Source organism: Actinosynnema sp. NPDC004786, from assembly GCF_053601135.1.
The window spans coordinates 68,332-92,045 of sequence record NZ_JBSGBG010000037.1; the positions used below are offsets into that span (position 1 = coordinate 68,332).

18 protein-coding genes are annotated in these 23,714 nt (G+C 73.2%); 15 read left to right on the forward strand and 3 right to left on the reverse strand.

Going from position 1 to position 23,714, the window contains the following annotated elements; all coding sequences use genetic code 11:
- Positions 1 to 407: 407 nt before the first annotated feature.
- The 4 genes from mfd (at position 408) to ACWEFJ_RS28175 (ending at position 9,232) form a co-directional block, all read left to right on the forward strand.
- Complete coding sequence (gene mfd, locus ACWEFJ_RS28160; protein ID WP_449715548.1) at positions 408 to 3,971, forward strand: transcription-repair coupling factor; 3,564 nt, start codon at positions 408 to 410, stop codon at positions 3,969 to 3,971.
- 13 nt (positions 3,972 to 3,984) lie between these two features.
- Complete coding sequence (locus ACWEFJ_RS28165; RefSeq protein ID WP_378092624.1) at positions 3,985 to 4,920, forward strand: SurA N-terminal domain-containing protein; 936 nt, start codon at positions 3,985 to 3,987, stop codon at positions 4,918 to 4,920.
- On the forward strand, positions 4,917 to 5,831 hold the full coding sequence (locus ACWEFJ_RS28170; protein WP_449715549.1) for a MazG family protein: 915 nt from the start codon (positions 4,917 to 4,919) through the stop codon (positions 5,829 to 5,831). The genes ACWEFJ_RS28165 and ACWEFJ_RS28170 overlap by 4 nt, the downstream gene beginning before the upstream one ends.
- A 230-nt stretch (positions 5,832 to 6,061) precedes the next feature.
- Positions 6,062 to 9,232 carry a S41 family peptidase gene (locus ACWEFJ_RS28175; RefSeq protein ID WP_449715550.1) on the forward strand — a complete coding sequence of 1,057 codons (3,171 nt, stop codon included), beginning with the start codon at positions 6,062 to 6,064 and terminating at the stop codon, positions 9,230 to 9,232.
- A 229-nt stretch (positions 9,233 to 9,461) separates the two neighbouring features.
- Here ACWEFJ_RS28175 and ACWEFJ_RS28180 read toward each other — a convergent pair whose 3' ends face one another.
- The gene (locus tag ACWEFJ_RS28180; RefSeq protein ID WP_449715551.1) at positions 9,462 to 9,908 is read right to left on the reverse strand and encodes a hypothetical protein; all 447 of its coding nucleotides are present in this window, start codon (positions 9,906 to 9,908) and stop codon (positions 9,462 to 9,464) included.
- Positions 9,909 to 10,148: 240 nt separating this feature from the next.
- On the opposite strand from ACWEFJ_RS28180, the gene ACWEFJ_RS28185 reads away from it, so the two are divergent.
- Positions 10,149 to 10,991, forward strand: coding sequence for a lytic transglycosylase domain-containing protein (locus ACWEFJ_RS28185; RefSeq protein ID WP_378092616.1), 843 nt, complete (start codon positions 10,149 to 10,151; stop codon positions 10,989 to 10,991).
- Positions 10,992 to 11,078: 87 nt separating this feature from the next.
- On the opposite strand, the gene ACWEFJ_RS28190 is transcribed toward ACWEFJ_RS28185, so the two are convergent.
- Positions 11,079 to 11,456, reverse strand: coding sequence for a tetratricopeptide repeat protein (locus tag ACWEFJ_RS28190; protein ID WP_378092614.1), 378 nt, complete (start codon positions 11,454 to 11,456; stop codon positions 11,079 to 11,081).
- Between the two features lie 67 nt (positions 11,457 to 11,523).
- The gene (locus tag ACWEFJ_RS28195; protein WP_449715552.1) at positions 11,524 to 12,237 is read right to left on the reverse strand and encodes an alpha/beta fold hydrolase; all 714 of its coding nucleotides are present in this window, start codon (positions 12,235 to 12,237) and stop codon (positions 11,524 to 11,526) included.
- 110 nt (positions 12,238 to 12,347) lie between these two features.
- Between ACWEFJ_RS28195 and eno the strand changes: the two genes are divergently transcribed.
- From eno to ACWEFJ_RS28245, 10 genes are all read left to right on the forward strand, one after another.
- Positions 12,348 to 13,634 carry a phosphopyruvate hydratase gene (gene eno / locus ACWEFJ_RS28200; RefSeq protein WP_378092609.1) on the forward strand — a complete coding sequence of 429 codons (1,287 nt, stop codon included), beginning with the start codon at positions 12,348 to 12,350 and terminating at the stop codon, positions 13,632 to 13,634.
- The gene (locus ACWEFJ_RS28205) at positions 13,634 to 14,233 is read left to right on the forward strand and encodes an FtsB family cell division protein (RefSeq protein ID WP_449715553.1); all 600 of its coding nucleotides are present in this window, start codon (positions 13,634 to 13,636) and stop codon (positions 14,231 to 14,233) included. The genes eno and ACWEFJ_RS28205 overlap by 1 nt, the downstream gene beginning before the upstream one ends.
- Positions 14,230 to 14,721 carry a DUF501 domain-containing protein gene (locus ACWEFJ_RS28210; RefSeq protein ID WP_449715570.1) on the forward strand — a complete coding sequence of 164 codons (492 nt, stop codon included), beginning with the start codon at positions 14,230 to 14,232 and terminating at the stop codon, positions 14,719 to 14,721. Before ACWEFJ_RS28205 ends, ACWEFJ_RS28210 begins: the two co-directional genes overlap by 4 nt.
- A 112-nt stretch (positions 14,722 to 14,833) precedes the next feature.
- Entirely contained in the window at positions 14,834 to 16,210 is a 1,377-nt protein-coding gene (locus ACWEFJ_RS28215) for a lytic transglycosylase domain-containing protein (RefSeq protein ID WP_449715554.1), read from the forward strand.
- A gap of 839 nt (positions 16,211 to 17,049) precedes the next feature.
- Positions 17,050 to 18,000 (forward strand): Ppx/GppA phosphatase family protein, encoded by a 951-nt coding sequence (locus tag ACWEFJ_RS28220; RefSeq protein WP_449715555.1) that lies wholly within the window; start codon positions 17,050 to 17,052, stop codon positions 17,998 to 18,000.
- A gap of 159 nt (positions 18,001 to 18,159) precedes the next feature.
- Complete coding sequence (locus ACWEFJ_RS28225) at positions 18,160 to 19,782, forward strand: peptide ABC transporter substrate-binding protein (protein ID WP_378094050.1); 1,623 nt, start codon at positions 18,160 to 18,162, stop codon at positions 19,780 to 19,782.
- A gap of 66 nt (positions 19,783 to 19,848) precedes the next feature.
- Complete coding sequence (locus ACWEFJ_RS28230) at positions 19,849 to 20,772, forward strand: ABC transporter permease (RefSeq protein WP_449715556.1); 924 nt, start codon at positions 19,849 to 19,851, stop codon at positions 20,770 to 20,772.
- Positions 20,765 to 21,664 (forward strand): ABC transporter permease, encoded by a 900-nt coding sequence (locus ACWEFJ_RS28235; protein WP_378094046.1) that lies wholly within the window; start codon positions 20,765 to 20,767, stop codon positions 21,662 to 21,664. Before ACWEFJ_RS28230 ends, ACWEFJ_RS28235 begins: the two co-directional genes overlap by 8 nt.
- Positions 21,665 to 21,674: 10 nt before the next feature.
- Positions 21,675 to 22,649, forward strand: a complete 975-nt coding sequence (locus tag ACWEFJ_RS28240; RefSeq protein ID WP_378094044.1) for an ABC transporter ATP-binding protein — start codon at positions 21,675 to 21,677, stop codon at positions 22,647 to 22,649.
- Entirely contained in the window at positions 22,642 to 23,637 is a 996-nt protein-coding gene (locus ACWEFJ_RS28245; RefSeq protein ID WP_378094042.1) for an ABC transporter ATP-binding protein, read from the forward strand. Before ACWEFJ_RS28240 ends, ACWEFJ_RS28245 begins: the two co-directional genes overlap by 8 nt.
- Positions 23,638 to 23,714 lie beyond the last annotated feature (77 nt).

Genomic DNA, 23,714 nt, shown 5'->3' on the forward strand with positions numbered 1-23,714 from the left:
CATGTGTAGTCCACGTACACGTGCCCGGCGTCGGCAACGGGCGCTCGACCGTCGAGGCCCGGCGGCGGGCCGCCCCCGAATCCCCCCGCGCCCGGACGAGTCCCCACCCCCATCACACCGGCCGGCACGGTCGCCCGCACCACCCTGCCGCAACCCGTTCGGGTGATTCACCCCGCCCCGCGCGCACGCCCGGTCACGCTTCGTCCACCCCCAGCGTGGCGCGCCCGTCAACCGGATTGCCGACCGGCCGCGACGACCCCCCGACGACCGGTCCGCGGTCGGGAGTCGGCCGAAATCACGGGGCACCCCGGCCGGGAGGGCCGTAGGCTGGCAGCCGAGAACCCCTCCGGTGGACGTTCGGTCCCGGGCAGGGGTCTGTCCGCGTTTGATCCCGGGGAGCCACCGCAATGCCCCAGCCCGGCCCGCTGTCCGGCCTGCTGACCGCCGTCCTGCCCGACAAGGCGCTGCGCGCCCTCGCCGACTCGGTCGGCGTGCCCGACCTGGAACTGGAAGGCCCGCCCGCGGCCCGACCGCTGGTCGCCGCGGCCCTGGCGAACAGCGCGCCCGTGCTCGCGGTCACGGCGACCGGCCGCGAGGCCGACGACCTGCGGGCCGTGCTGTGCGACCTCCTCGGCGCGGAGCAGGTGGCCCTGTTCCCGTCCTGGGAGACGCTGCCGCACGAGCGGCTGTCGCCCCGGGCCGACACGGTCGGCGCGCGGCTGGAGGTGCTGCGCCGCCTGGCCCACCCCGACGGCGCGCCGCTCAAGGTCGTCGTCACCACGGTCCGCAGCCTGATCCAGCCGATGGCCCCCGGCCTGGGCGACCTGGAGCCGGTGCACCTGGCCGTCGGCTCGGAGCACGACTTCGAGGCGCTCCTGGTCAACCTCGCCGAGATCGCCTACACCCGCGTCGACATGGTCGAGAAGCGCGGCGAGTTCGCGGTCCGCGGCGGCATCCTGGACGTGTTCCCGCCGACCGCCGAGCACCCGCTGCGGGTCGAGTTCTGGGGCGACGAGGTCAGCGAGATCCGCCCCTTCTCCGTCGCCGACCAGCGGTCGCTGCCGCAGGAGGTGGCCGCGTTCACCGCCCCGCCGTGCCGCGAACTGCTGCTCACCGAGCGGGTCCGGGAGAGGGCGGCGGCGCTCGCCGAGGAGCACGCCGCCGACGCGCACCTGCACGAGATGCTGGACAAGATCGCGTCCGGCATCCCCACCGAGGGCATGGAGGCCCTCATCCCGGCCCTGTGCGAGGGCGAGCTGCAACTGCTCACCGACGTCGTCCCGGCGGGCACGCACGTGGTGCTCAACGACCCGGAGAAGATCCGCGCCCGCGCCCACGACCTGGTGCGCACCGGCCAGGAGTTCCTGGAGGCGTCGTGGATGGCCGCGGCCGGCGGCGGCAGGGCCCCGATCGACCTCGGCGCGTCGGCCTACCGCGGTCTCGCCGAGGTCGCCACCGCGGCCAGGGCCAAGGACCGGCCGTGGTGGACGCTCAGCCAGCTCACCACGGAGGGCTCGGACGTGCTCCGGCTGGAGCTGAAGCACGTCGAGGCGTACCAGGGCGACATCGCGCGGGCGTTCGCCGACCTGCGCGCCCACACCGCGTCCGGCGGCACGGCGGTGCTCGTCGTCCCCGGCGCGGGCACCGCGCAGCGCGCCACCGAGCAGCTCCGCGAGGCCGACGTGAACGTCGTGCTCCGGGACGTCCTCGACACCGCCCCGAAGAAGGGCGCCGTCACGGTCGTGCGCGGCGCGCTGGAAGACGGCTTCTCGCTGCCCGAGCTGGCCCTGGTCGTGCTCACCGAGACCGACCTCACCGGCGGCCGGCACGGCACGTCCACCAAGGACATGCGCCGCATGCCCAGCCGCCGCCGCAACGCCGTCGACCCGCTCGCCCTCAAGGCGGGCGACTACGTGGTGCACGAGCAGCACGGCATCGGCAAGTACGTCGAGATGGTGCAGCGCACCGTGGCCGGCGCGACCCGCGAGTACCTGGTGCTGGAGTACGGCTCCAGCAAGCGCGGCCAGCCCGGCGACCGCCTGTTCGTGCCGACCGACCAGCTGGACGAGGTGTCCCGCTACGTCGGCGGCGAGCTGCCCACGCTGAACAAGCTCGGCGGCAGCGACTGGAAGAACACCAAGGCCAAGGCCCGCAAGGCGGTCAAGCAGATCGCGGCCGAGCTGGTGCAGCTCTACGCCGCCCGCCAGGCCGCGCCCGGTCACGCGTTCGCGCCGGACACGCCGTGGCAGCGGGAGCTGGAGGACGCGTTCCCGTTCACCGAGACCGTGGACCAGATGGCGGCCATCGACGAGGTCAAGGCCGACATGGAGCGCACGGTCCCGATGGACCGGGTGATCTGCGGCGACGTCGGCTACGGCAAGACGGAGATCGCGGTGCGGGCGGCGTTCAAGGCCGTGCAGGACGGCAAGCAGGTCGTGGTGCTCGTGCCGACCACGCTGCTCGCCCAGCAGCACCTGAACACGTTCACCGAGCGGATGCGCGCGTTCCCGGTGACGATCAAGGGGCTGTCCCGGTTCACCGACCCGCAGGAGGCCGAGCAGACGGTCAACGGCCTCGCCGACGGCGAGGTGGACATCGTCATCGGCACGCACCGGCTGCTCCAGAAGGGCCTGCGCTACAAGGACCTCGGCCTGGTGATCGTGGACGAGGAGCAGCGCTTCGGCGTCGAGCACAAGGAGCACATCAAGGCGCTGCGCACGCACGTGGACGTGCTCACGATGTCCGCGACGCCCATCCCGCGCACCCTGGAGATGTCGCTCGCGGGCATCCGCGAGATGTCCACCATCCTCACCCCGCCCGAGGAGCGGCACCCGATCCTGACCTACGTCGGCGCGTACGACGACAAGCAGGTCGCCGCCGCCATCCGCCGCGAGCTGCTGCGCGACGGCCAGGTGTTCTACGTGCACAACCGGGTGTCGTCCATCGAGCGCGCCGCCCGGCACCTGCGCGAGCTGGTCCCCGAGGCGCGGGTGATCACCGCGCACGGCCAGATGAACGAGGACCGCCTGGAGAAGATCATCCAGGGCTTCTGGGAGAACGAGTACGACGTGCTCGTCTGCACCACGATCGTGGAGACCGGCCTGGACATCTCCAACGCCAACACCCTCATCGTGGAGCGCGGCGACCTGCTCGGCCTGGCCCAGCTCCACCAGCTGCGCGGGCGCGTCGGCCGCGGCCGGGAACGCGGCTACGCCTACTTCCTCTATCCGCCCGAGGCGCCGCTGACCGAGACCGCGCACGACCGGCTGGCCACGATCGCACAGAACACCGAGCTGGGCGCGGGCATGGCGGTGGCCATGAAGGACCTGGAAATCCGCGGCGCGGGCAACATCCTCGGCGCGGAGCAGTCCGGCCACATCGCGGGCGTCGGCTTCGACCTGTACGTGCGGCTGGTCGGCGAGGCCGTGGAGGCGTTCCGCAGGCACGCGGGCGCGGACGGCGAGGCCGAGGAGGAGCTGGCCGAGGTCCGCGTCGACCTGCCGGTGGACGCGCACATCCCGCACGACTACGTGCCCGGCGAGCGGCTGCGGCTGGAGGCGTACCGCAAGATCGCCGCGGCGGCGGACGGGGACGCGTTGCAGGCCGTGTGGGACGAGCTGAAGGACCGCTACGGCACGCCGCCGCTGCCCGTCGAACGGCTGCTCGCGGTCGCCCGGTTCCGGCAGACGTGCCGGGCGCACGGCGTCACGGAGGTCGCCACGCAGGGCGCGACGATCCGGTTCGCGCCGCTGGAGCTGAAGGACAGCCAGCTCGTGCGGCTGCGCCGGCTGTTCCCCAAGGCGGTCTACAAGCAGACCGCCCGCACGGTGAGCGTGCCTAGGCCGACCGAGGGCGCGGCCGGCGGCCGGATGGGCGCACCGCAGTTGCGCGACCAGGAGCTGCTGGACTGGTGCGCGCACTTCCTGGAGTCTCTGGCGGGGACTCCCGTGAGCGGCGTCACGAGGACGTGAGAAGGTACTGGTCGTGAGGACTCTGCAGAAGCGCTTCACCCTGATCGGCGCGGCGGTCGCACTGCTCGTGGCGGGCTGCGGCACCGGACCGGGCCACGTGGGCTCGGCCGCGATCGTCGGCGACACCGTGCTGCCGCTGGAGCAGGTGCAGCAGCGCCTGGACGTCGTGCTCAAGAAGGAGCCCGAGGCCCGGAAGCTGCACGACCAGCGCAAGCTCGACCAGGTCGCGCGGCAGCTCGTGACCCTGGGCGTGCAGCACGAGCTGATCGAGCAGGCCGCGCGCCGCGAGGGCGTGACCGTGTCCGAGGAGGCCGTGACCGAGTCGGTCGAGCAGGCCGGCGGCGCGGAGCTGGCCTCGCAGAACACCGTGTACGACGCGGCGACCTTCCGGGAGCGCGCCAAGGACCAGTTGCTGCTGGTCGAGCTGGCGCGCAAGTACGTGGACCGGATGGAGGTCACGTTCGACTACTTCTTCACCAAGGACAACGCCGAGGCCGTCGACAAGGCCAAGCAGGTCGCGGCGAACCCGGCGAAGATGGCCGAGTTCATCGCCGACGCCCCGCAGGGCACGCAGGGCCAGGCGCTGTCCAAGGAGGGCCAGCGGGTGCGCTCGGCCGAGTCGCCGCAGGCCGCCCAGTCGCCGCTGTTCGGCGTGCCGGCGGGCACCGTCGTGGCGTTCGCGCCGGACCCGAGCAGCGCGCAGTGGATCGTCGCGTACGTGACCGACCGCAAGACCGACGTGCGGGCGTCCGGCGAGTCGTCCACCGAGCAGCTGACGCCGCAGCTGCTGGAGCAGATCGGCCTGCGGCTCGTGCAGACGCTGGCCGGCGACCCGGAGATCCGGGTCAACCCCCGCTACGGGCTGTGGGACGACACGGCCATCTCCCTCGCGCCCAGCGAGGGCGAGCTGAGCGGCTACCGGGCGACGGTCCGCCAGACGTCGCCGTGACCGTTGTCGTCGTAGGCGCCACCCCCGTCCTGCCCGCCGCCGCGCTGCCCGCCCTGCGGGGCGCGGCGGCGGTGTACGCGGGGGAGGGCGTGGACGCCGCGCAGTGGTCGGCCGAGCCCGCGTCCGCGTTCACGGCGGGTCCCTCGGTCGTCCTGATCACCACGAACCCCGACGAGCCGGCCGCCCGCGCGCTGGTGGCGGCGGGGTCGGAGGTGATCCGCACGCCGGCCGCGCCGCTGCTGGACGCGGCGGCCGTGATGGACCGCCTCCGCTCGCCCGGCGGGTGCCCGTGGGACGCCGAACAGGACCACAAGTCGCTGCGCCAGTACCTCGTGGAGGAGACCTACGAGCTGCTGGAGGCCATCGAGGACGGCGACCGGGCGGCGATGCGCGAGGAGCTGGGCGACGTGCTGCTCCAGGTGCTGTTCCACGCGCGGATCGCGGCCGAGGACGCCGAGGAGCCGTTCGGCATCGACGAGGTGGCGGGCGACCTGGTGGCCAAGCTGGTGGGCCGCCACCCGCACGTGTTCGCGGGCCACGACCCGGCCGTGCACGACGCCACGTCGCAGCAGCACCGGTGGGAAGAGCTGAAGCAGGTCGAGAAGCGGCGCGAGTCCAGCGTGGACGGCGTGGCGACCGGGCAGCCGGCAGTGGCGCTGGCCGGGAAGCTGGCGCAGCGGGTGGCGCGGGCCGGGTTCCCGGTGGACCTGCTGCCGGAGGGCGACGACACCGGCGCGACGCTGTTCGCCGTGGCGGCGCTGGCGAAGCTGGCGGGCGAGGACCCGGAGACGGAGCTGCGCGCGGTGGCGCGCCGGTTCGAGGCGAACGTGCGGGCGGCCGAGCGGTCCGCCCGCGCGGCCGGGGTCACCGCGATGGGCGCGGAGGACTGGCGGGCGCACTGGCCGGGCTGAGGCCCGAAGCCCGAGCCGGAGCCCGCCGCGGCGTGCGGCCCGCCGTGGGGCGGGTCGCGGTGGGGCGGGTCGCGGTGGGGCGGGTCGCGGTGTGCGGGCCGAGGCCCCCGGTCCGTGTGACCTGGCTCGTTGCGCCGAACCGGTGATCACGGCGGGCTCCGGACGCGATGCCGCAGCGACCCCGCCGGGGCACGTCGGGCGGGGGTGGTCGGCGCGCTAACGTCGAAGAGGTGACCCCGGCCTACCTCCGCTTTCCGCACCTGCACGGCAACCTCGTCACCTTCGTGGCCGAGGACGACGTCTGGCTCGCCCCGCTCGACGGCGGCCGGGCCTGGCGGGTGACCGCCGACCAGGTGCCCGTGACCTTCCCCCGCCTCGACCCGACCGGCACGTGGCTCGCCTGGACCAGCCGTCGCGACGGCGCGCCCGAGGTCCACCTGGCGCCGGTGGAGGGCGGCGAGGCCACCCGGCTCACCTACTGGGGCGACTACTCGACCTCCGTGCGCGGCTGGACGGCCGACGGCGAGGTCGTCGCCGTCACGTCCACCGGCCAGGCGTCGGGCAACCGGCAGTGGGCGCACGCCGTGCCCACCGACGGCGGCCCGGCGCGCAGGCTGCCGTTCGGCTGGGTGGACGACGTGTCGTTCGGGCCGTCCGGGCAGGTGGTCGTCACCTCCGTCTACCGCCACGACCCGGCCTGGTGGAAGCGCTACCGGGGTGGCGCGGCGGGCAAGCTCTGGGTGGACGCCGCGGGCGACGGCGGGTTCACCCGCATCCTGCCCGAGCTGACGTCCTCGCTGACCTCGCCGATGTGGATCGGCGACCGGATCGCGTTCCTGTCCGACCACGAGGGCGTCGGCAGCCTGTACTCCGTCCGCCCCGACGGGTCGGACCTGCGCCGCCACACCGAGCAGGAGTTCTACGCGCGGGTCGCGTCCAGCGACGGCACGCGGGTCGTCTGGCAGCACGCGGGCGAGCTGTGGGTCCTGGACCACCTGGACGCCGAGCCGCGCCGGCTGGACATCGCGCTCGGCGGCCCGCGCACGGCCCGCCGGCCCCGCCCCGTGTCGTCCCGGCCGGACGACTTCCACCCGGACAGGACCGGCCGCGCGAGCGTGGTCGAGGTGCGCGGCACCGTGCACTGGGTGACCCACCGGGACGGCCCGGCGCGCGCGTTGGCCGAGCGGCCCGGCGTGCGGGCCAGGCTGCCGCGCGTGGTCGGCGACACCGTGGTGTGGGTGACCGACGCGGACGGCGAGGAGGGCCTGGAGTTCGCGCCGGTCGGCGGCGTCGAGCCGGGCAACGAGCCGCGCCGCGTCGCGGTCGGCAGGCTCGGCCGGGTGCTGGAGCTGGTCGCCTCCCCGGACGGCCGGCGGCTCGCGGTCGCCACCCACGACGGCCGGCTGCTGCTGGTCGACGTCGAGTCCGGCGAGGTGCGCGAGGTCCTCGAGGAGGCGAACCCGCACGTCAGCGACCTGGCGTTCTCCCCGGACTCGAACTGGCTCGCCTGGTCGCACCCCGGGCCCCGGCCGTTGCAGCACATCCGGATGACCAACACCACCGACCTGTCCATCGTGGACGTGACGCCGCTGCGGTTCTCCGACTTCTCCCCGGCGTTCACCGAGGACGGCCGCTACCTGGCGTTCCTGTCGGTGCGCAGCTTCGACCCGGTGTACGACGCGCACGTGTTCGACCTGTCGTTCCCGACCGGCTGCCGCCCCTACCTGCTGCCGCTCGCCGCGACCACCCCGTCGCCCTTCGACCCGCTGCGGCTCGGCCGGCCGGTCGGCGACGACCCGTCGGACAAGGACAAGGAGAAGGACGAGGAGAACCCGATCACGGTCGTGGACCTGGACGGGCTCGCCGACCGGGTGGTGACGGTGCCGGTCGCGGCGGCCCGCTACTCGGGCCTGCGGGCCGCGAAGGGCGGCCTGCTGTGGCTGCGGTCGCCGCTGCGCGGTGTGCTGGGCGACAACCTGGCGAGCCCGTCGGCCCGGCCGCCGCGGGCCGTGCTGGAGCGGTTCGACCTGGCCAAGTCGCGCACCGACGTGCTGGTGGACGGCGTGGACGCGTTCGAGGTGACCGGCGACGGCCACCGGATGGTCGTGCAGGACGGCGGCGACCTGCGGGTGGTGCCGACGGACCGGAAGGTCGACTCCGACGACCACGACTCGGTGGACGTGGACCTGTCGCGGGTGCGGGTGGTGGTGGACCGGGCCGCCGAGTGGCGGCAGGCGTACGCGGAGGCCGGCCGGCTGATGCGGGACCACTTCTGGCGCACCGACATGGGCGGCGTGGACTGGGCGGGCGTGCTGGAGCGCTACCGGCCGCTGGTGGACCGGCTGGGCAGCTACAGCGACCTGGTGGACCTGCTGTGGGAGGTGCAGGGCGAGCTGGGCACGTCGCACGCCTACGTGATCCCGGCGCACGGGTCGCGCGGGCGCGCGGTCGGGCTGCTCGGCGCGGACCTGGAGCGCGACGAGGCGGGCGCGTGGCGGGTCGTGCGGGTCATCCCGGGCGAGACGTCGGACCCGGCGGCGCGGTCGCCGCTGGCCGCGCCGGGGGTCGCGGTGCGGCCCGGTGACGCGGTCGTGGCCGTGGACGGGCGGCAGGTGGACCCCCTGACCGGGCCCGCGCCGCTGCTCGTGGGCACGACGGGCAAGCCGGTGGAGCTGACCGTGCGGCCCGGCGGTGGCGGCGAGCCGCGCCGGGTGGTGGTCGTGCCGCTGGAGGACGACGAGCCGCTGCGGTACCACGCGTGGGTGGCCGACCGGCGGGCGCGCGTGCACGAGCTGTCCCAGGGCCGCGTCGGGTACCTGCACGTGCCGGACATGACGGGCGCGGGATGGGCGCAGCTGCACCGCGACCTGCGGGTGGAGCTGGCGCGCGAGGCCGTGGTGCTCGACGTGCGGGAGAACGGCGGCGGGCACACCTCGGAGCTGGTGGTGGAGAAGCTGGGGCGGCGCATCATCGGCTGGTCGGTGGCCCGCGGGTACACCACGGCCGACAGCTACCCCGGCGACGCGCCGCGCGGGCCCGTGGTGGCGGTCGCGGACGAGTTCGCCGGGTCCGACGGGGACATCGTCAACGTGGCGATCAAGGAGATGGGCATCGGGCCGGTCGTCGGCACCCGCACGTGGGGCGGCGTGATCGGCATCGACATGCGGTACACCCTGGTCGACGGGACGCTCGTGACCCAGCCCCGGTACGCGACGTGGTTCGCCGGGCCGGGGTGGGGCGTGGAGAACCACGGCGTCGACCCGGACGTCGAGGTGGTGATCACGCCGCAGGACCGGGTGGCGGGGCGCGACCCGCAGCTCGACACGGCCGTGCGGCTGGCCCTGGAGGCGTTGGAGACGCGGCCCGCGGCCGTTCCGCCGCAGCTCCCGCCCCTCACCTGATCGAGTTCACCTGGGCGCGTGACGCCGCGGTGCTTGCGACCGGTGGTCCCGAACCGATCTTGTGTACCAAGCAAGATCGGTTCGGGTCCGGGGGTTTCGAGGCCCGTGGTTTCGGGGGTTCGGTGAGTCATCGTGAGGTGCCGCGCAGCGGGCGCGGCTGCCTGTCCGCGGTCGTGGTGCTGCCGTTGGCGGCGGCCGGTGGGGTGGCGGCGCTGGTGCTGACGTTCGGTCAGCCCCAGTCGTCGCCGTGGAGGTCGGAGCCGCTGCCGGCGCCGGGCGGGGAGACGGTGGTGAGGACGTTGACCAGCGTCGTGGAAGTGCCGGCCCCGGCGGCGGTCGAGCCGTCCCCGACGCCGCCGCCCGAGCCGTCCACGCCGTCCGCCACGCCGTCGCCCGACCACCGGGACCTGCCCAAGGGCCGGACCCCGGAGCCGACCGCGGCCCGCCGCCCGGACGCCGTCCGCCACCGCGCCGAGGCCCCGCCCGCCTCCGACGCGACGCCGTCCCCGTGGCCGACCCGGCTGCCGATCTCGTTCGGCCCGACGCCGACCACCACCACCGCGCCGACCACCACCGGCCGCCCCACCCGCACCCGCCACCCGTCCCCCACCCCGACGACCACCTCCACGCCGTCCCCCATCCGGATCTCCACCACGCCACCCCCACCCCCGCCCACCACCACCTCCACCACCCCACCGGCGTGAGTCCCACCTCCAGTCCGCGCGTGTCCTACGCCCAGAACGCGTGTGTCCTACGCCCAGAACGCGCGTGTCCTACGTCCAGGACCCCTGAGTTGAACGCCCGGGACCCGCACGTCGGCCGGTCCGACCGGAATCAAGGACGCTGACCAGCGGTTTCCCGGCTCGGGAGAGCGGAGCACGGCCGAGCACCCGGATTCAGCACGTAGCCTGGGGCCGTGGTCGTCCCACCGCCGTCCAGAACCGAGCCGCGCCCACCGTCGCGCGGCGGCGCCGGCAACCTCGTCGGACGCCTGGCGCTGGTGCTCCTGCTCCTCGCCGTCGTGGCCGGGGGAGCCTGGGCCCTGAGCACGTTCAACCGGTCCGCGCCCCGGCCCGCCGCCGACCCGCCGTTCCCCGTGCCGTTCCTGGACGTCCGGCCCGGCGAGGCCGCGCCGGGGGCGGCGGGCGAGGTGCCGACGTCCGGCCAACCGCAGGCCGACGCCGGCCCGGAGCCGCTGACCGCGTGGGCCGCGGCGTTGTCGGAGAAGCTCGACATCCCGGCACGCGCGCTGCGCGCCTACGCCCTCGCCGACCTGGTGATGCGGACGCAGAACCCGTCCTGCCGGGTGTCGTGGGCGACGCTCGCCGGCATCGGCCGCATCGAGTCCCACCACGGCACCATCGGGGGCCTGCGGCTGGGCGAGGACGGCCGGCCGTCGCAGCCGATCATCGGCATCCCGCTGGACGGCTCACCGGGCGTGAAGGCGATCGCCGACAGCGACGGCGGCGTGCTCGACGGCGACACCCGGTGGGACCGGGCGGTCGGCCCGATGCAGTTCATCCCGACCACGTGGGCGCGTTACGCGGTGCGGGCGAACGGCGACGGCCGCAGCCCCGACCCGCAGAACATCGACGACGCCGCCCTCACCGCCGCGCACTACCTGTGCTCCGGCGGACGCGACCTGGGGACGGGCGCGGGCTGGTGGGCCGCCGTGCTGGCCTACAACAACTCGACCGAGTACGGCCAGAACGTCTACAGCGGCGCGGACGCCTACGCCCGCGCGAGCGTCGGCGGCTGACCCCGCCCCGGAGCGCCGGGACGTGCGGTCACGGCGCGGTGGACCCCGGACGTGCCGCCGCGCCGGGCCCGATCCCCACCCGGCGCGTCACCGGTCCCGCTCGACCGCCAACCGCGCGCTGACCTCGCCCAACGCCTCCTGGTACTCCGGCGACGGGTTCATCGCCGCGGCGATCCGCAACTGCGTCACCGCCTCGGTCAGCCGGCTCTGCCGCTGCAACGTCCGCCCCAGCGCGAACCGCGCGTAGTGGTCGCTCGGGTCCAGCTCCAGCACCCGCCGGAACGCCGCCTCGGCCCGGTTCAGCTGCGCCGACCCCAGGTACGCGCGGCCGGCCAGCAGCTGCACGCCCACCTGGTCCGGCGCGGCTTCGAGCACGACTCGCAGCTCGCGCAGCGCCTCCAGCGGTCGGCGGTCCGCGAGCAGCGCCTCGGCCCGGCGGAACGCCTCGAAGGTGCTGTCGGTCATGGTCCGATCAACGCTACCCGCGCCTCCGCTCGCCGTACGACAGCCGACCGGATGACGGGACGGCGTGTCATCCGGTCACCGCCGCGTGCAGCAGGTCGAACAGCGGGTGCAACGACGCCGGCTGCTCCACGTGCGCGTTGTGCCCCACGCCGGGCAGCACGAGCCCGTCCGGCCGGACCGCGCGCAGGTGCTCCGGCGGGCACATCGGGTCCCGCTCGCCCGCCGCCAGCACCACCGGGGCCTTCGCCACCGCCAGCAGCCCCTCCACGTCCGGCGCGCCCACCCCGAACGCCGCCGGGTCGAGCGCCGCCCGCCACCCGCCGTCCGCGGCCACCACGCCGTCCTCCAGCGGCACGCCCGCCAGCCGCGCCGCCCACGCCTCGGCCTCGTCCCGCGCCGCGAACACCCGGGCCGGGCGGGCCGCCAGCCCGGCCGCCTTCGCCAGCTCCTCGGCGGACCACCGCAGCTTGACCCCGAAGCCGGCCGCGATCCGCACGTCCACCCCGAACCAGCCGCTGGCCAGCGTCAACGCCACCACGCCGCCCAGCGAGTGCCCCAGCACGGCCACCGGCCCCGAACCGATCGCCGGCGCCACCGCGGCCGCCAGCGACCCGAACGAGTAGCGCTCCAGCGGCGCGGACCGGCCGTGCCCCGGCAGGTCCACCGCCACCCACGACCCCGGCCACGAAGCCGCAGCTGAACGCCACACCGACCCGGTCGCGCCGAGCCCGTGCAGCAGCACCAGCGACGGCCCCTCGCCGCCCCGCGTCACGTGAACCACGCGTGAACCCCTTCCCACCTCCGCCCCAACAGGCGAGCCGGGGCCGTCCCACACCTTGCACCAACTAGGCTCGGCATCGATACACAAGAAGGTCTGACGAGGGAGCGCACGTGGCGGTCATCGAGCAGGTCGGCGCCCGCGAGATCCTGGACTCGCGAGGCAACCCGACCGTCGAGGTAGAGGTGGCGTTGGACGACGGCACGCTGGAGCGCGCCGCGGTGCCGTCCGGCGCGTCGACCGGCGAGCACGAGGCGGTCGAGCTGAGGGACGGCGACGCCAAGCGCTACCTGGGCAAGGGCGTCGAGCGCGCGGTCACGGCGGTGCTCGACGAGATCGGTCCCGAGCTGGTCGGCATCGAGGCCGTCGAGCAGCGGGTGGTGGACCAGAAGCTGGTCGACCTGGACGGCACCCCGGACAAGTCCCGCCTGGGCGCGAACGCCATCCTCGGCGTGTCGCTCGCGGTGGCGAAGGCGGCGGCGGCGTCCAGCGGCCTGGAGCTGTTCCGGTACGTCGGCGGCCCGAACGCGCACGTGCTGCCGGTGCCGATGCTGAACATCCTCAACGGTGGCGCGCACGCCGACACCGACGTGGACATCCAGGAGTTCATGATCGCGCCGATCGGCGCGGAGAGCTTCCGCGAGGCCCTGCGCTGGGGCTCGGAGACCTACCACGCGCTGAAGTCGGTGCTGAAGTCCAAGGGCCTCGGCACGGGCCTGGGCGACGAGGGCGGCTTCGCGCCGTCGCTGTCGAGCAACCGCGACGCGCTGGACCTCATCCTCGTCGCCATCGAGAAGGCGGGCTTCACCCCCGGCCGCGACATCGCGCTGGCCCTGGACGTGGCCGCGACCGAGTTCTTCGCCGACGGCGCCTACACGTTCGAGAAGACCAAGCGCAGCGCCGAGCAGATGACCGGCTACTACACCGAGCTGGTCAACGCCTACCCGCTGGTGTCGATCGAGGACCCGCTGTCCGAGGACGACTGGGACGGCTGGGTGCAGCTCACCGCCGAGCTGGGCGAGCGCGTGCAGATCGTCGGCGACGACCTGTTCGTGACCAACCCGGAGCGGCTGGAGGAGGGCATCTCCCGCCGGGCGGCCAACGCGCTGCTGGTGAAGGTCAACCAGATCGGCACGCTGTCCGAGACGCTGGACGCGGTCGCCCTGGCCACCTCCTACGGCTACAAGTCGATGATGTCGCACCGGTCCGGCGAGACCGAGGACACCACGATCGCCGACCTCGCGGTGGCCGTCGGCGCGGGCCAGATCAAGACCGGCGCGCCCGCCCGCGGCGAGCGCACCGCGAAGTACAACCAGCTCCTGCGCATCGAGGAGGCCCTGGGCGACGCCGCGCGCTACGCCGGCGACCTGGCCTTCCCGCGGTACACGCCGGAGAGCTGATGGCACGGCGGGAGCGGGACCCCCGGCGCGGCCGTGACGCCGCGTCGGGGGCCCGCCCTGCGCGGGCCCGGTCCCGCGACGGGCAGGCGGGCCGGACCCGCGGGTCCGAGCCGCGCCGGGCGGGGTCGCGCGCGGGCAGGGCGGACGTGCCGCCGCGCGCCCGGCCCGCGGCCCGCAAGCCGCAGTCACGGGCCCGGACGAGGGCGGGCGCGGGCACCGGCGGCGCGTTCGGCATGACCGGCACGCGGCGCGCCGCGCTGCTGGCGATGGTGGTGTGCGCGCTGGCGTTGAGCATCGCCGTGCCGCTGCGCACGTACCTCGCGCAACGCGAGGAGCTGCGGGGCGTGACCGCCTCGCAGGAGACCCTGCGCGCCGAGGTGGAGCAGCTGGAGCGGCGCAAGCGGGAACTGGCGGACCCCGCGCACGTGGAGGCCGAGGCGCGGCGTCGGCTGCACTACGTGCGGCCCGGCGAGACGCCCTACGTCGTGCAGCTCCCCGGCGACGCGGAGCGCGAACTGGACGAACAGCGACCGGCGACCAAGCCGGCCGAGGACAAGGCGTGGTACGAGCAGTTGTGGGATTCGGCGGCGGCGCGATGACGGTGAGCGACGAGGACCGGGCGGCGGTCGCGGCGCAGTTGGGGCGCGAGCCGCGGGGCATGCGGGCGGTGGCCGCGCGGTGCCCCAGCGGGCACCCGGCGGTCGTGCAGACCAGCCCCCGGCTGGAGGACGGCACCCCCTTCCCGACCCTGTACTACCTGACCTGCTCCCGGTTGAACTCCTACGTCAGCAGGCTGGAGGGGGCCGGGCTGATGAAGGAGATGACGGAGCGGTTGGCGGTGGACGAGGAGCTGGCCGCGCGCTACCGCCGGGCACACGAGCTGTACCTGGCCGAGCGGGACGCGATCGAACCGCTCGGCACCACCGTCACCGCGGGGGGCATGCCGGGACGGGTCAAGTGCCTGCACGTGCACGTGGCGCACGCGCTGGCCGTGGGCCGCGGGGTCAACCCGTTCGGCGACGAGGCACTCGACCTGCTCGCGGAGTGGTGGCCGAGCGGCGACTGCGCGTCAACGGTGAAAAACTGACCGTCAGGGCAGAACTTCGGGCACAAAGCCGGAGCGCGCCCGTGACACCGCTGTTCGGATCAGGCAGGCTGGTTCACAGGCCGGGTGACGAGTCGATGGGGAGTTCGGGGCTGTGCCGAAGTCGAAGCGTCGGGCGCGGAAGAGGGGCAAGGCCCAGCCGGGCACGATGACGCCGCGGCAGTGGGGCCTCGCCGCGACCGCGACGGCCGCGATGCTGGTCCCCGCCCTGCTGCACACGGCGACCCCCGTCGACTGGACGATCCTCTCCGGCGGCGCCGACATCGAGGTCGTCCCGCCCGGTCCGGGCGACGTGCTCGGCACGCTCGCGCTGGACGCGCAGGGCAAGCTCGGCGCGACGGGCCGGCTGCCGGAGACCGACGAGCTGAGCGCGAACCTGCTGGCCGACGCCGACGACCCGGCGGAGTTCGAGGACGACCTGCCCCCGCTGGAGGGCGGGTACCTGCGCGAGGGCCAGCACGGCATCCCCGGCGTCATGCTCGACGCCTACATGCGCGCCGCGGAACGGCTGGCGCAGACCACGCCCGGCTGCCGGCTCGACTGGCCGCTGCTCGCGAGCATCGGCCGCATCGAGTCGGGCCACGCCCGCGGCGGCCGCGTCACCGAGAACGGCACCACGGTGGACCCAATTCTGGGCCCGGTGCTCAACGGCTCGCCCGGCGTGGCGGCCATCCGCGACACCGACGGCGGCAGGTTCGACGGCGACCGCACGTGGGACCGCGCCGTGGGGCCGATGCAGTTCATCCCGTCCACCTGGGCCGGTTACGCCGCCGACGGCAACGAGGACGGCGACAAGAACCCGAACAACATCTACGACGCCACCATCGGCGCGGGCAACTACCTGTGCGCCCACAACGCCGACCTGAGCGACCCGCGGCAGCGGGCCCAGGCGGTGTTCCGCTACAACCAGTCCAACGAGTACGTGGCCACGGTGCTGTACTGGGCGGACATCTACGCCAGCGGCGTGCCCGTGCTGCCCGACCTGGTCGGTTCGGACGACGACTTCACCCCGGGCCGCAACACCGGCACCACGCCCGGCAACTCCAACGGCAACGGCAACACCACCTCGCCGCCCGGCAACACCACGCCGCCGTCCTCGGGCACCCCGAACCCGACGACCACCACGACCACCACGCGGCCGGGCGTGACGATCACGCTGACGCCCACCACGTCGTCCAGCACCACCACGACGACGACCACGCCCACGTGCCCCACGCCGACGACGGAGACGACGACCACCACGTCCACCTCCACGCCGACGCCGACCACGACGACGCCGCTCCCGCCGGGCTGCCCGACCCCGACCACCACCACCACCACGACCACCACCGCGGAAAGCACGACGCCCGCGACGACCTCCGCGGCCACGGTCGGGACGACGGCGCCGGGCAGCAGCACCTCGGACGGCACGTCGAGCGGGTCGGCCTCCTCCCAGCCGCCGTCGATCACGTCGTCGATGCGGGCCACCTGACCACGTCGTCGATGCGGGCCACCTGACACCGATCGGCACCTAGCCGAAGGCTCCGCCTGCACCGGTCAACGGATCGAGGCCAACACCCACCGGGCCCTCTCCCGCACCTGCCCACGAGACCTTCCCCGGCCCGCTCCCCGAACACCCCCTGCTTTTGTGCACCGGCCTTCCCCACAAAAGGAGGGCTTCGTGTCATCCCGCCGACCTGGCGCAGCCCTACCGCACGTGTCAAGGGGGCGTGTGCATGTTTTGCCTGGTCGTGTGCCTATACCGCCCCCTTGACGCGTGTGGTAGCCCTTGTGGAGGTCGGTGGGATGGCACGGAGTCCGGGACCAACGACGCAGCGGGGGATCAGGACCAAACCCCGTCATCCTGCTGATCTGCCCGTCCGGCGAGGACGCTTTTGGTTTTTGTCTTTTGCTTTTAACTACCAAAAACTAAAAACTCACAAGCGTCCTCGCCGGACGGGCAGGCCAGCAGGATGACGGGGTCTGTGCGGGCAGCTCCCGAACCAGCGTGGTCCGGACTCCGTGTCATCCCGCCGACCTCCCGGAGGGCTACCACACGCGTCAAGGGGGCGACATCAGCGCACGATCGGGCAAGACCTGCACAGTGCCCCCTTGACACGTGCGGTAGGGCTGCGCCAGGTCGGCGGGATGACACGAAGCCCTCCTTTGTGGGAAGAGCGGTGAGGTGGACGTGTCGGGGAGCGGTGAGGCGGGGAGCGGTGAGGTGGGAGTTTGGTGGTGGTGGGGGAGCGGTGAGGTGGGTTGGCGGGGGATTGGCGGAGACTAGGCTGGTTGCGGGTGTTGTCGGTTGTGTCGGGAAGGACGTTGGGTATGGCGCGCGTGGCCGCGATCGACTGCGGGACCAACTCGATCCGGTTGCTGGTCGCCGATGTGACCACTTCGGACAGTGGTGAGCGGTGGTTGCGGGACGTGCACCGGGAGATGCGGGTCGTGCGGTTGGGGCAGGGGGTGGACGCGACCGGCGAGTTGCGGCCCGAGGCCGTCGAGCGGACGCGGGCGGCGCTGGTGGATTACGCGAACGTGTTGCGGCGCAAGGGAGCCGAGCGCGTTCGGATGGTGGCGACGTCGGCGACGCGCGACGCGGCCAACAAGGACGCCTTCTTCGACATGACGCGGGAGGTGCTCGGGGCCGAGGCGGAGGTCATCAGCGGTGACGAGGAGGCGCGCCTGTCGTTCACCGGCGCGGTGTCCGACTTGGACGCCGACGAAGGGCCCTTCCTCGTCTCCGACATCGGGGGCGGGTCGACCGAACTGGTCCTGGGCACGTGGGACGGCGTGCGCGGCGAGGTGGAGGCGGCCCGGTCGGTCGACATCGGCTGCGTGCGGCTCACCGAGCGCTGCCTGCACACCGACCCGCCGACCGAGGCCGAGGTCGAGGAGGCGGTCCGGGTGACCGGGGACGTGCTCGCCGAGGCGTTCGACGCGGTGCCCGTCGACCGCGCCCGGACGTGGATCGGGGTGGCGGGGACCGTCACGACGCTGGTCGCCCTGGCCAAGGAGCTGCCGCGGTACGACCCGCAGGAGATCCACCTCGCCCGGATCGGCCTGGACCGCGTCCGGGAGGTCACCGCCGAGCTGCTCACCCTGGGGCACGACGAGCGTGCCGCGCTCGGTCCGATGCACCCCGGCCGGGTGGACGTGATCTGTGGTGGCGCGCTGGTCGTCCGGACGCTGGCCGACCACCTGGAGTCACGTGGGGTGACCGAACTCGTGGCGAGCGAGCACGACATCCTCGACGGCCTCGCGTTCTCGCTGGCGTGACCGTGACGGTGCGTCATGATCACTGTCAACTGGGATTGATCGTGACGAGGTTGTGACGCACTCAGCCATGTGGCCCCTGTCACCAGGCCAATAGGTTCTCTCCCACGCTGTGAAAGCGGTCGACTCTGCTCGGTTACGCCCGATCAGGTGGGAGGACCCATGTCCCGTGCACGATTAGTCCCCGCAGCCGTCGCGGTCGCCTTGGTGGCCGCGGCGTGCGGCACGGCGGAGACGCCCGCCGGCTCGAACACCGACGCCGGCATCACCATCTTCAACACCGAGCCGGAGAACCCGCTCGTCCCGGGCAACACGACCGAGACCGGCGGCAGCCGCGTCCTCGACCCGCTGTTCACCGGCCTGGTCGAGTACCGCGCCGAGGACGCCCAGCCGGTCAACGCCATGGCCGAGTCGATCGACACCACCGACTCGAAGGTCTTCACCGTCAAGATCAAGCAGGGCTGGAAGTTCCACGACGGCAGCCCGGTCACCGCCAAGAGCTTCGTGGACGCCTGGAACTGGACCGCCTACGGGCCCAACGCCACCCAGGGCGCGAGCTTCTTCTCCCAGATCGAGGGCTACGACGCCGTCCACCCGGCCGACCCCGACGGCCCGGACGGGCCGCAGGCGGCGCCGGCGCCGACCGCCGAGACCCTGTCCGGGCTGGAGGTCGTGGACGAGCACACGTTCAAGATCACGTTGTCCGAGGCGTTCTCGGTGTTCCCGGTGACGATCGGCTACGAGGTGTTCTCGCCGCTGCCGGAGGCGTTCTTCGCCGACCGCGCGGCCTTCGAGGCGCACCCGATCGGCAACGGCCCGTTCAAGTACGTCTCGCGCACCGTCGGCACCGACATCAAGCTGACGCGCTACGACGAGTACCAGGGCAACGACAAGCCGAAGTTCAAGGACCTCACGCTCAAGGTCTACCAGAGCCGCGAGTCGGCCTACGCCGACCTGGTCGCGAACAACCTGGACTTCATGGAGGAGTTGCCGCCCAACGCGCTGGCGGGCAAGCAGTACGAGTCGGACCTCGGCGAACGGGTCGTGCAGCGGGAGACGCTGAACAACACCACGATCGCGTTCCCGATGTACCAGAAGCCCTACGACAACGTGGAGCTGCGCCGCGCGATCTCCCTGGCGATCAACCGCGAGGAGATCACCCAGCGGATCTTCGAGGGCACCCGCAAGCCCGCGGACGGCTGGGTGCACCCGCTGATGAAGGGCTACCGGCCCGGCCAGTGCGGCGAGTACTGCACGTACAACCCGGAGAAGGCCAAGGAAGCGCTGGCGAAGTCCGGCTACACCGGCGAGATCGTGCTCCAGTCCAACACCGACGGCGGGCACCAGGAGTGGGCCGAGGCGGTCGTCAACAGCATCAAGAACACCCTCGGCGTGGAGGCCAGGTTCGTGCCGACCACGAGCTTCGGCGAGTTCCGCCAGAAGGTGAACGCGCACGAGATGACCGGCATGTACCGGGCCGGCTGGGTCGCCGACTACCCGTCGATCGAGAACTGGCTCACGCCGCTGTTCCGCACCGGCGCGTCCTCCAACGACGGGCTGTACTCCAACCCGGCGTTCGACGCGAAGCTCGCCGAGGCCGACAAGGCGGCGAGCGAGGACGAGGCGATCGAGCTGTACCTGGAGGCGGAGAAGATGCTGGCCGAGGACCTGCCGGCCATCCCGCTGTGGACGCAGCACACCATCGCCGGGCGGTCCGACCGGCTCAAGGTGGCCAACCTGGACCCGTTCCGCACGCTGGACCTCTACTCGGTGGAAGTGGCCTAGCACCGGTTCGCCAGTCGGGCCGGTCCGGGCGCGTCCCGGGCCGGCCCCGGCCGAGGGGAGTGCCCGTTGGGGCGGTACGTGCTGCGCAGGTTGTTGCAGATGGTGCCGGTGTTCGTCGGCACCACGTTCCTGATCTACGTGCTGGTGTGGGCGGTGCCGGGCGACCCGTTCGAGGGCAAGTGCGGCGAGCGCGACTGCCCGGACTCGTACGTGTCGATGATGCGGGACCGGTTCAACCTCGACGACCCGCTGCTGGTGCAGTACTGGAAGTACCTGGTGAACCTGGTCCAAGGCGACTTCGGCGTCACGTCGTCGGGCGTGCAGGTGGTGGACCGGATCGCCGCGACGTTCCCGGTGACGCTGCGCCTCGCGCTGGTGGCGCTGCTGATCGAGGCCGTCATCGGCATCACCGCCGGCGTGGTGTCCGGCCTGCGCGGGCGCGGGTTCCTGGACAGCCTGGTGCTGGTGTCGACGTTGTTCCTGATCTCCATCCCGGTGTTCGTCACCGGGTACGTGGTGCAGCTGTTGTTCGGGCTGCAGCTCGGGTGGATCGCGCCGACCGTGACCACGCCGTCGTTCGGCAACCTGGTCGTGCCCGGGTTCGTGCTGGCCAGCCTGTCGATGGCGTACGTGGCCCGGCTGACCCGGGCGAGCATCGCCGAGAACCGGCGGGCGGACTACGTGCGCACGGCGCTGGCGAAGGGCCTGACCGGGCGGCGGATCGTGGGCGTGCACCTGCTGCGCAACTCGCTGATCCCGGTCGTCACGTTCCTGGGCACGGACCTGGGCGCGTTCCTCGGCGGCGCGATCGTCACCGAGGGGATCTTCAACGTGCCCGGCGTCGGCGGCCTGGTGTTCCGGTCGATCCTGACCAAGGACGGCGCGATGGTGACGGGCGTGGTCACCGTGCTGGTGCTCGTGTACCTGCTGATGACGCTGCTGGTGGACCTGCTGTACGCGGTCTTGGACCCGAGGATCCGCTATGACTGATCAGATCGCCTCGCTGGTCGCCGAGCGGCCGCGCGGGCTGTTCGGGGACGCCTGGCACGCCCTGCGGCGGCGTCCGCTGTTCTGGGTGTCGGTGTCGTTGATCCTGCTCGTGCTGCTGATGGCGGCGTTCCCCGGCCTGTTCGCCTCGGGCGACCCGAACGCCGCGGACCTGTCGCGGTCGCGCGGCGCGCCGTCGTCGGCCGCCTGGTTCGGGTACGACAACCAGGGGTACGACGTCTACACGCGCGTCGTCCACGGCGCGCGGGCGTCGATCGTGGTCGGGCTGCTGGCCACGCTCGGCGTGGTGCTGGTCGGCGCGACGATCGGGATGCTGGCGGGCTACTACGGCGGGTGGCTGGACGCCGTGGTGTCGCGGATCGCCGACGTGTTCGTGGGCGTGCCGTTCGTGCTGGGCGCGATCGTCATCCTGACCACGTTGAACGCGGGCGGCGACGCGGGGCCGGTGCGGATCGTGGCCCAGGTGGTGCTGTCGATCTCCGTGCTGTCGTGGCCGGTGGCGATGCGGATCATGCGGTCCACCGCCATCGCGGCCAAGCAGCAGGACTACGTGAAGGCGGCCCGCGCGCTGGGCGCGTCGTCGCGGCGGATCATCGGCAAGCACCTGCTGCCCAACTGCGTCGCGCCGGTGCTGGTGTACTCGACGATCGCGCTGGGCGCGTTCATCGGAGCCGAGGCCACCCTGTCCTACCTGGGCATCGGGCTGCGGCAGCCGGTCGTGTCGTGGGGCGTGATGATCAACAGCGCCAAGGACTACCTGCGCGTCGCGCCGCACGCGCTGCTGTTCCCGGCCGGTTTCCTGACCGCGACCGTGCTGGCGTTCGTGATGCTGGGCGACGCGGTCCGCGAAGCCCTCGACCCGAAGCTTCGCTAGGAGGGGAGCCATGCTGCTGGAGGTCGAGGACCTGCACGTCGAGTTCCGGACCCGCGACGGGGTGGCGCGCGTGCTCAACGGCGTGAACTACCACGTGTCGGCCGGGGAGACGCTGGCCGTGCTGGGCGAGTCCGGGTCGGGCAAGAGCGTGACCGCGCAGGCGGTCATGGGGATCCTGGACTCGCCGCCCGCGTTCGTGACCAAGGGGTCGGTGCGGTTCCGCGGCGAGGAGCTGCTGACCGCGTCGGCCGAGCGCCGGCGCGAGGTGCGGGCCGCCGGCGTGGCGATGATCTTCCAGGACGCGCTGTCCGCGCTGAACCCCGTCTACACGGTCGGCTTCCAGATCGAGGAGCAGCTGCGGCTGCGGCTGGGCATGGACCGGGCGGCGGCGCGGGCGCGGGCGGTCGAGCTGCTGGACCTGGTGCGGATCCCGGCCGCGCGGCAGCGGGTCCGCGACTACCCGCACCAGTTCTCCGGCGGGATGCGGCAGCGGGCGATGATCGCCATGGCGTTGGCGCTCGACCCCGAGGTGCTGATCGCGGACGAGCCGACGACCGCGCTGGACGTGACCGTGCAGGCGCAGATCATGGACCTGCTCGCCGAGGTCCAGCGCGAGCGGCGGATGGGGCTGGTGCTGATCACCCACGACCTGGGGGTGGTCGCGGAGGTGGCCGACCGGATCGTGGTGATGTACGCGGGGCGGATCGTGGAGCAGGCCGACGCGGTGTCGCTGTTCCGCTCGCCCGGCCACCCGTACACGGCGGCGTTGATGCGGTCGCTGCCCAGGCTGGACGCCAAGGGGTCGGCGCTGGAGACGATCCGCGGGTTGCCGCCGAGCCTGCTGCGGATCCCGCCCGGCTGCCCGTTCCACCCCCGGTGCCCGCGCGCGGAGGACGTCTGCGCCTCGCGGGTGCCGCCGGACGTGCCGCTCGGTCCCGGTCGGACCAGCGCGTGCCACTTCGCGGAGGAGGTCGTCGGTGGCTGACCTGCTGGAGGCGCGCGACCTGGTCAAGCACTTCCCGATCACCCGGGGCGTGCTGCTGCGGCGCGCCGTGGGGCACGTGCGGGCGGTGGACGGGGTGTCGTTCTCGCTGGCCGCGGGGGAGACGCTGGGGGTGGTCGGCGAGTCGGGGTGCGGCAAGTCGACGCTCGCCCAGGTGCTGATGCGGCTGGAGCGGCCGACGTCCGGGACCGTGCTGTTCGAGGGCGAGCCGGTGTTCTCGCTGCGCGGCGCGGCGTTGCGGCGGTGGCGGCGGGACATGCAGATCGTGCTCCAGGACCCGTACACGTCGCTGAACCCGCGGATGACCGTGGGCGACATCGTCGGCGAGCCGTTCGAGATCCACCCGGAGGTCGCGCCGCGCGGGTCGCGGGCCGCGCGGGTGCGCGAGCTGCTGGACGTGGTCGGGCTGAACCCCGAGCACCTCAACCGGTACCCGCACCAGTTCTCCGGCGGGCAGCGGCAGCGGATCGGGATCGCGCGGGCGCTCGCCCTGCGGCCGAAGGTGATCGTGTGCGACGAGCCGGTGTCCGCGCTCGACGTGTCGATCCAGGCCCAGGTCATGAACCTGCTGGGGGAGCTGCAGGGCGAGTTCGGGCTGTCGTACGTGTTCATCGCGCACGACCTGTCGGTGGTGCGGCACCTGTCGGACCGGGTGGCGGTGATGTACCTCGGCAAGATCGTGGAGATCGGCACCGAGGAGGAGATCTACGAGCACCCCACGCACCCGTACACGCAGGCGCTGCTGTCGGCCGTGCCGGTCGCGGACCCGACCCTGCGGGGCCGGCGGGACGTGATCCGGCTGACCGGCGACGTGCCGTCGCCGGTGGCCCCGCCGTCCGGCTGCCGGTTCCGCACCCGGTGCTGGAAGGCGCGGGACGTGTGCGCGACCGAGGAACCCGAGCTGATCACGAGGGTGGGCACGCACCCGAGCGCGTGCCACTTCCCCGAGGAGCGCTCGGTCGTGCCGTGACCGTCGTGGCGGTGGCCGGCGCGACCACCGCCACGACGGGCGGCTAGCGGTTCGAGGCGGACTGGACGAACTCCGCC

What these genes read in the sequence shown, in the direction of transcription:
- mfd (WP_449715548.1), top strand. Translation starts at nt 408, where the DNA reads ATGCCCCAGCCCGGCCCGCTGTCCGGCCTGCTGACCGCCGTCCTGCCC.
- ACWEFJ_RS28190 (WP_378092614.1), bottom strand. Translation starts at nt 11,456, where the DNA reads ATGACCGACAGCACCTTCGAGGCGTTCCGCCGGGCCGAGGCGCTGCTC.
- ACWEFJ_RS28205 (WP_449715553.1), top strand. Translation starts at nt 13,634, where the DNA reads ATGGCACGGCGGGAGCGGGACCCCCGGCGCGGCCGTGACGCCGCGTCG.
- ACWEFJ_RS28210 (WP_449715570.1), top strand. Translation starts at nt 14,230, where the DNA reads ATGACGGTGAGCGACGAGGACCGGGCGGCGGTCGCGGCGCAGTTGGGG.
- ACWEFJ_RS28220 (WP_449715555.1), top strand. Translation starts at nt 17,050, where the DNA reads ATGGCGCGCGTGGCCGCGATCGACTGCGGGACCAACTCGATCCGGTTG.
- ACWEFJ_RS28225 (WP_378094050.1), top strand. Translation starts at nt 18,160, where the DNA reads ATGTCCCGTGCACGATTAGTCCCCGCAGCCGTCGCGGTCGCCTTGGTG.
- ACWEFJ_RS28235 (WP_378094046.1), top strand. Translation starts at nt 20,765, where the DNA reads ATGACTGATCAGATCGCCTCGCTGGTCGCCGAGCGGCCGCGCGGGCTG.
- ACWEFJ_RS28240 (WP_378094044.1), top strand. Translation starts at nt 21,675, where the DNA reads ATGCTGCTGGAGGTCGAGGACCTGCACGTCGAGTTCCGGACCCGCGAC.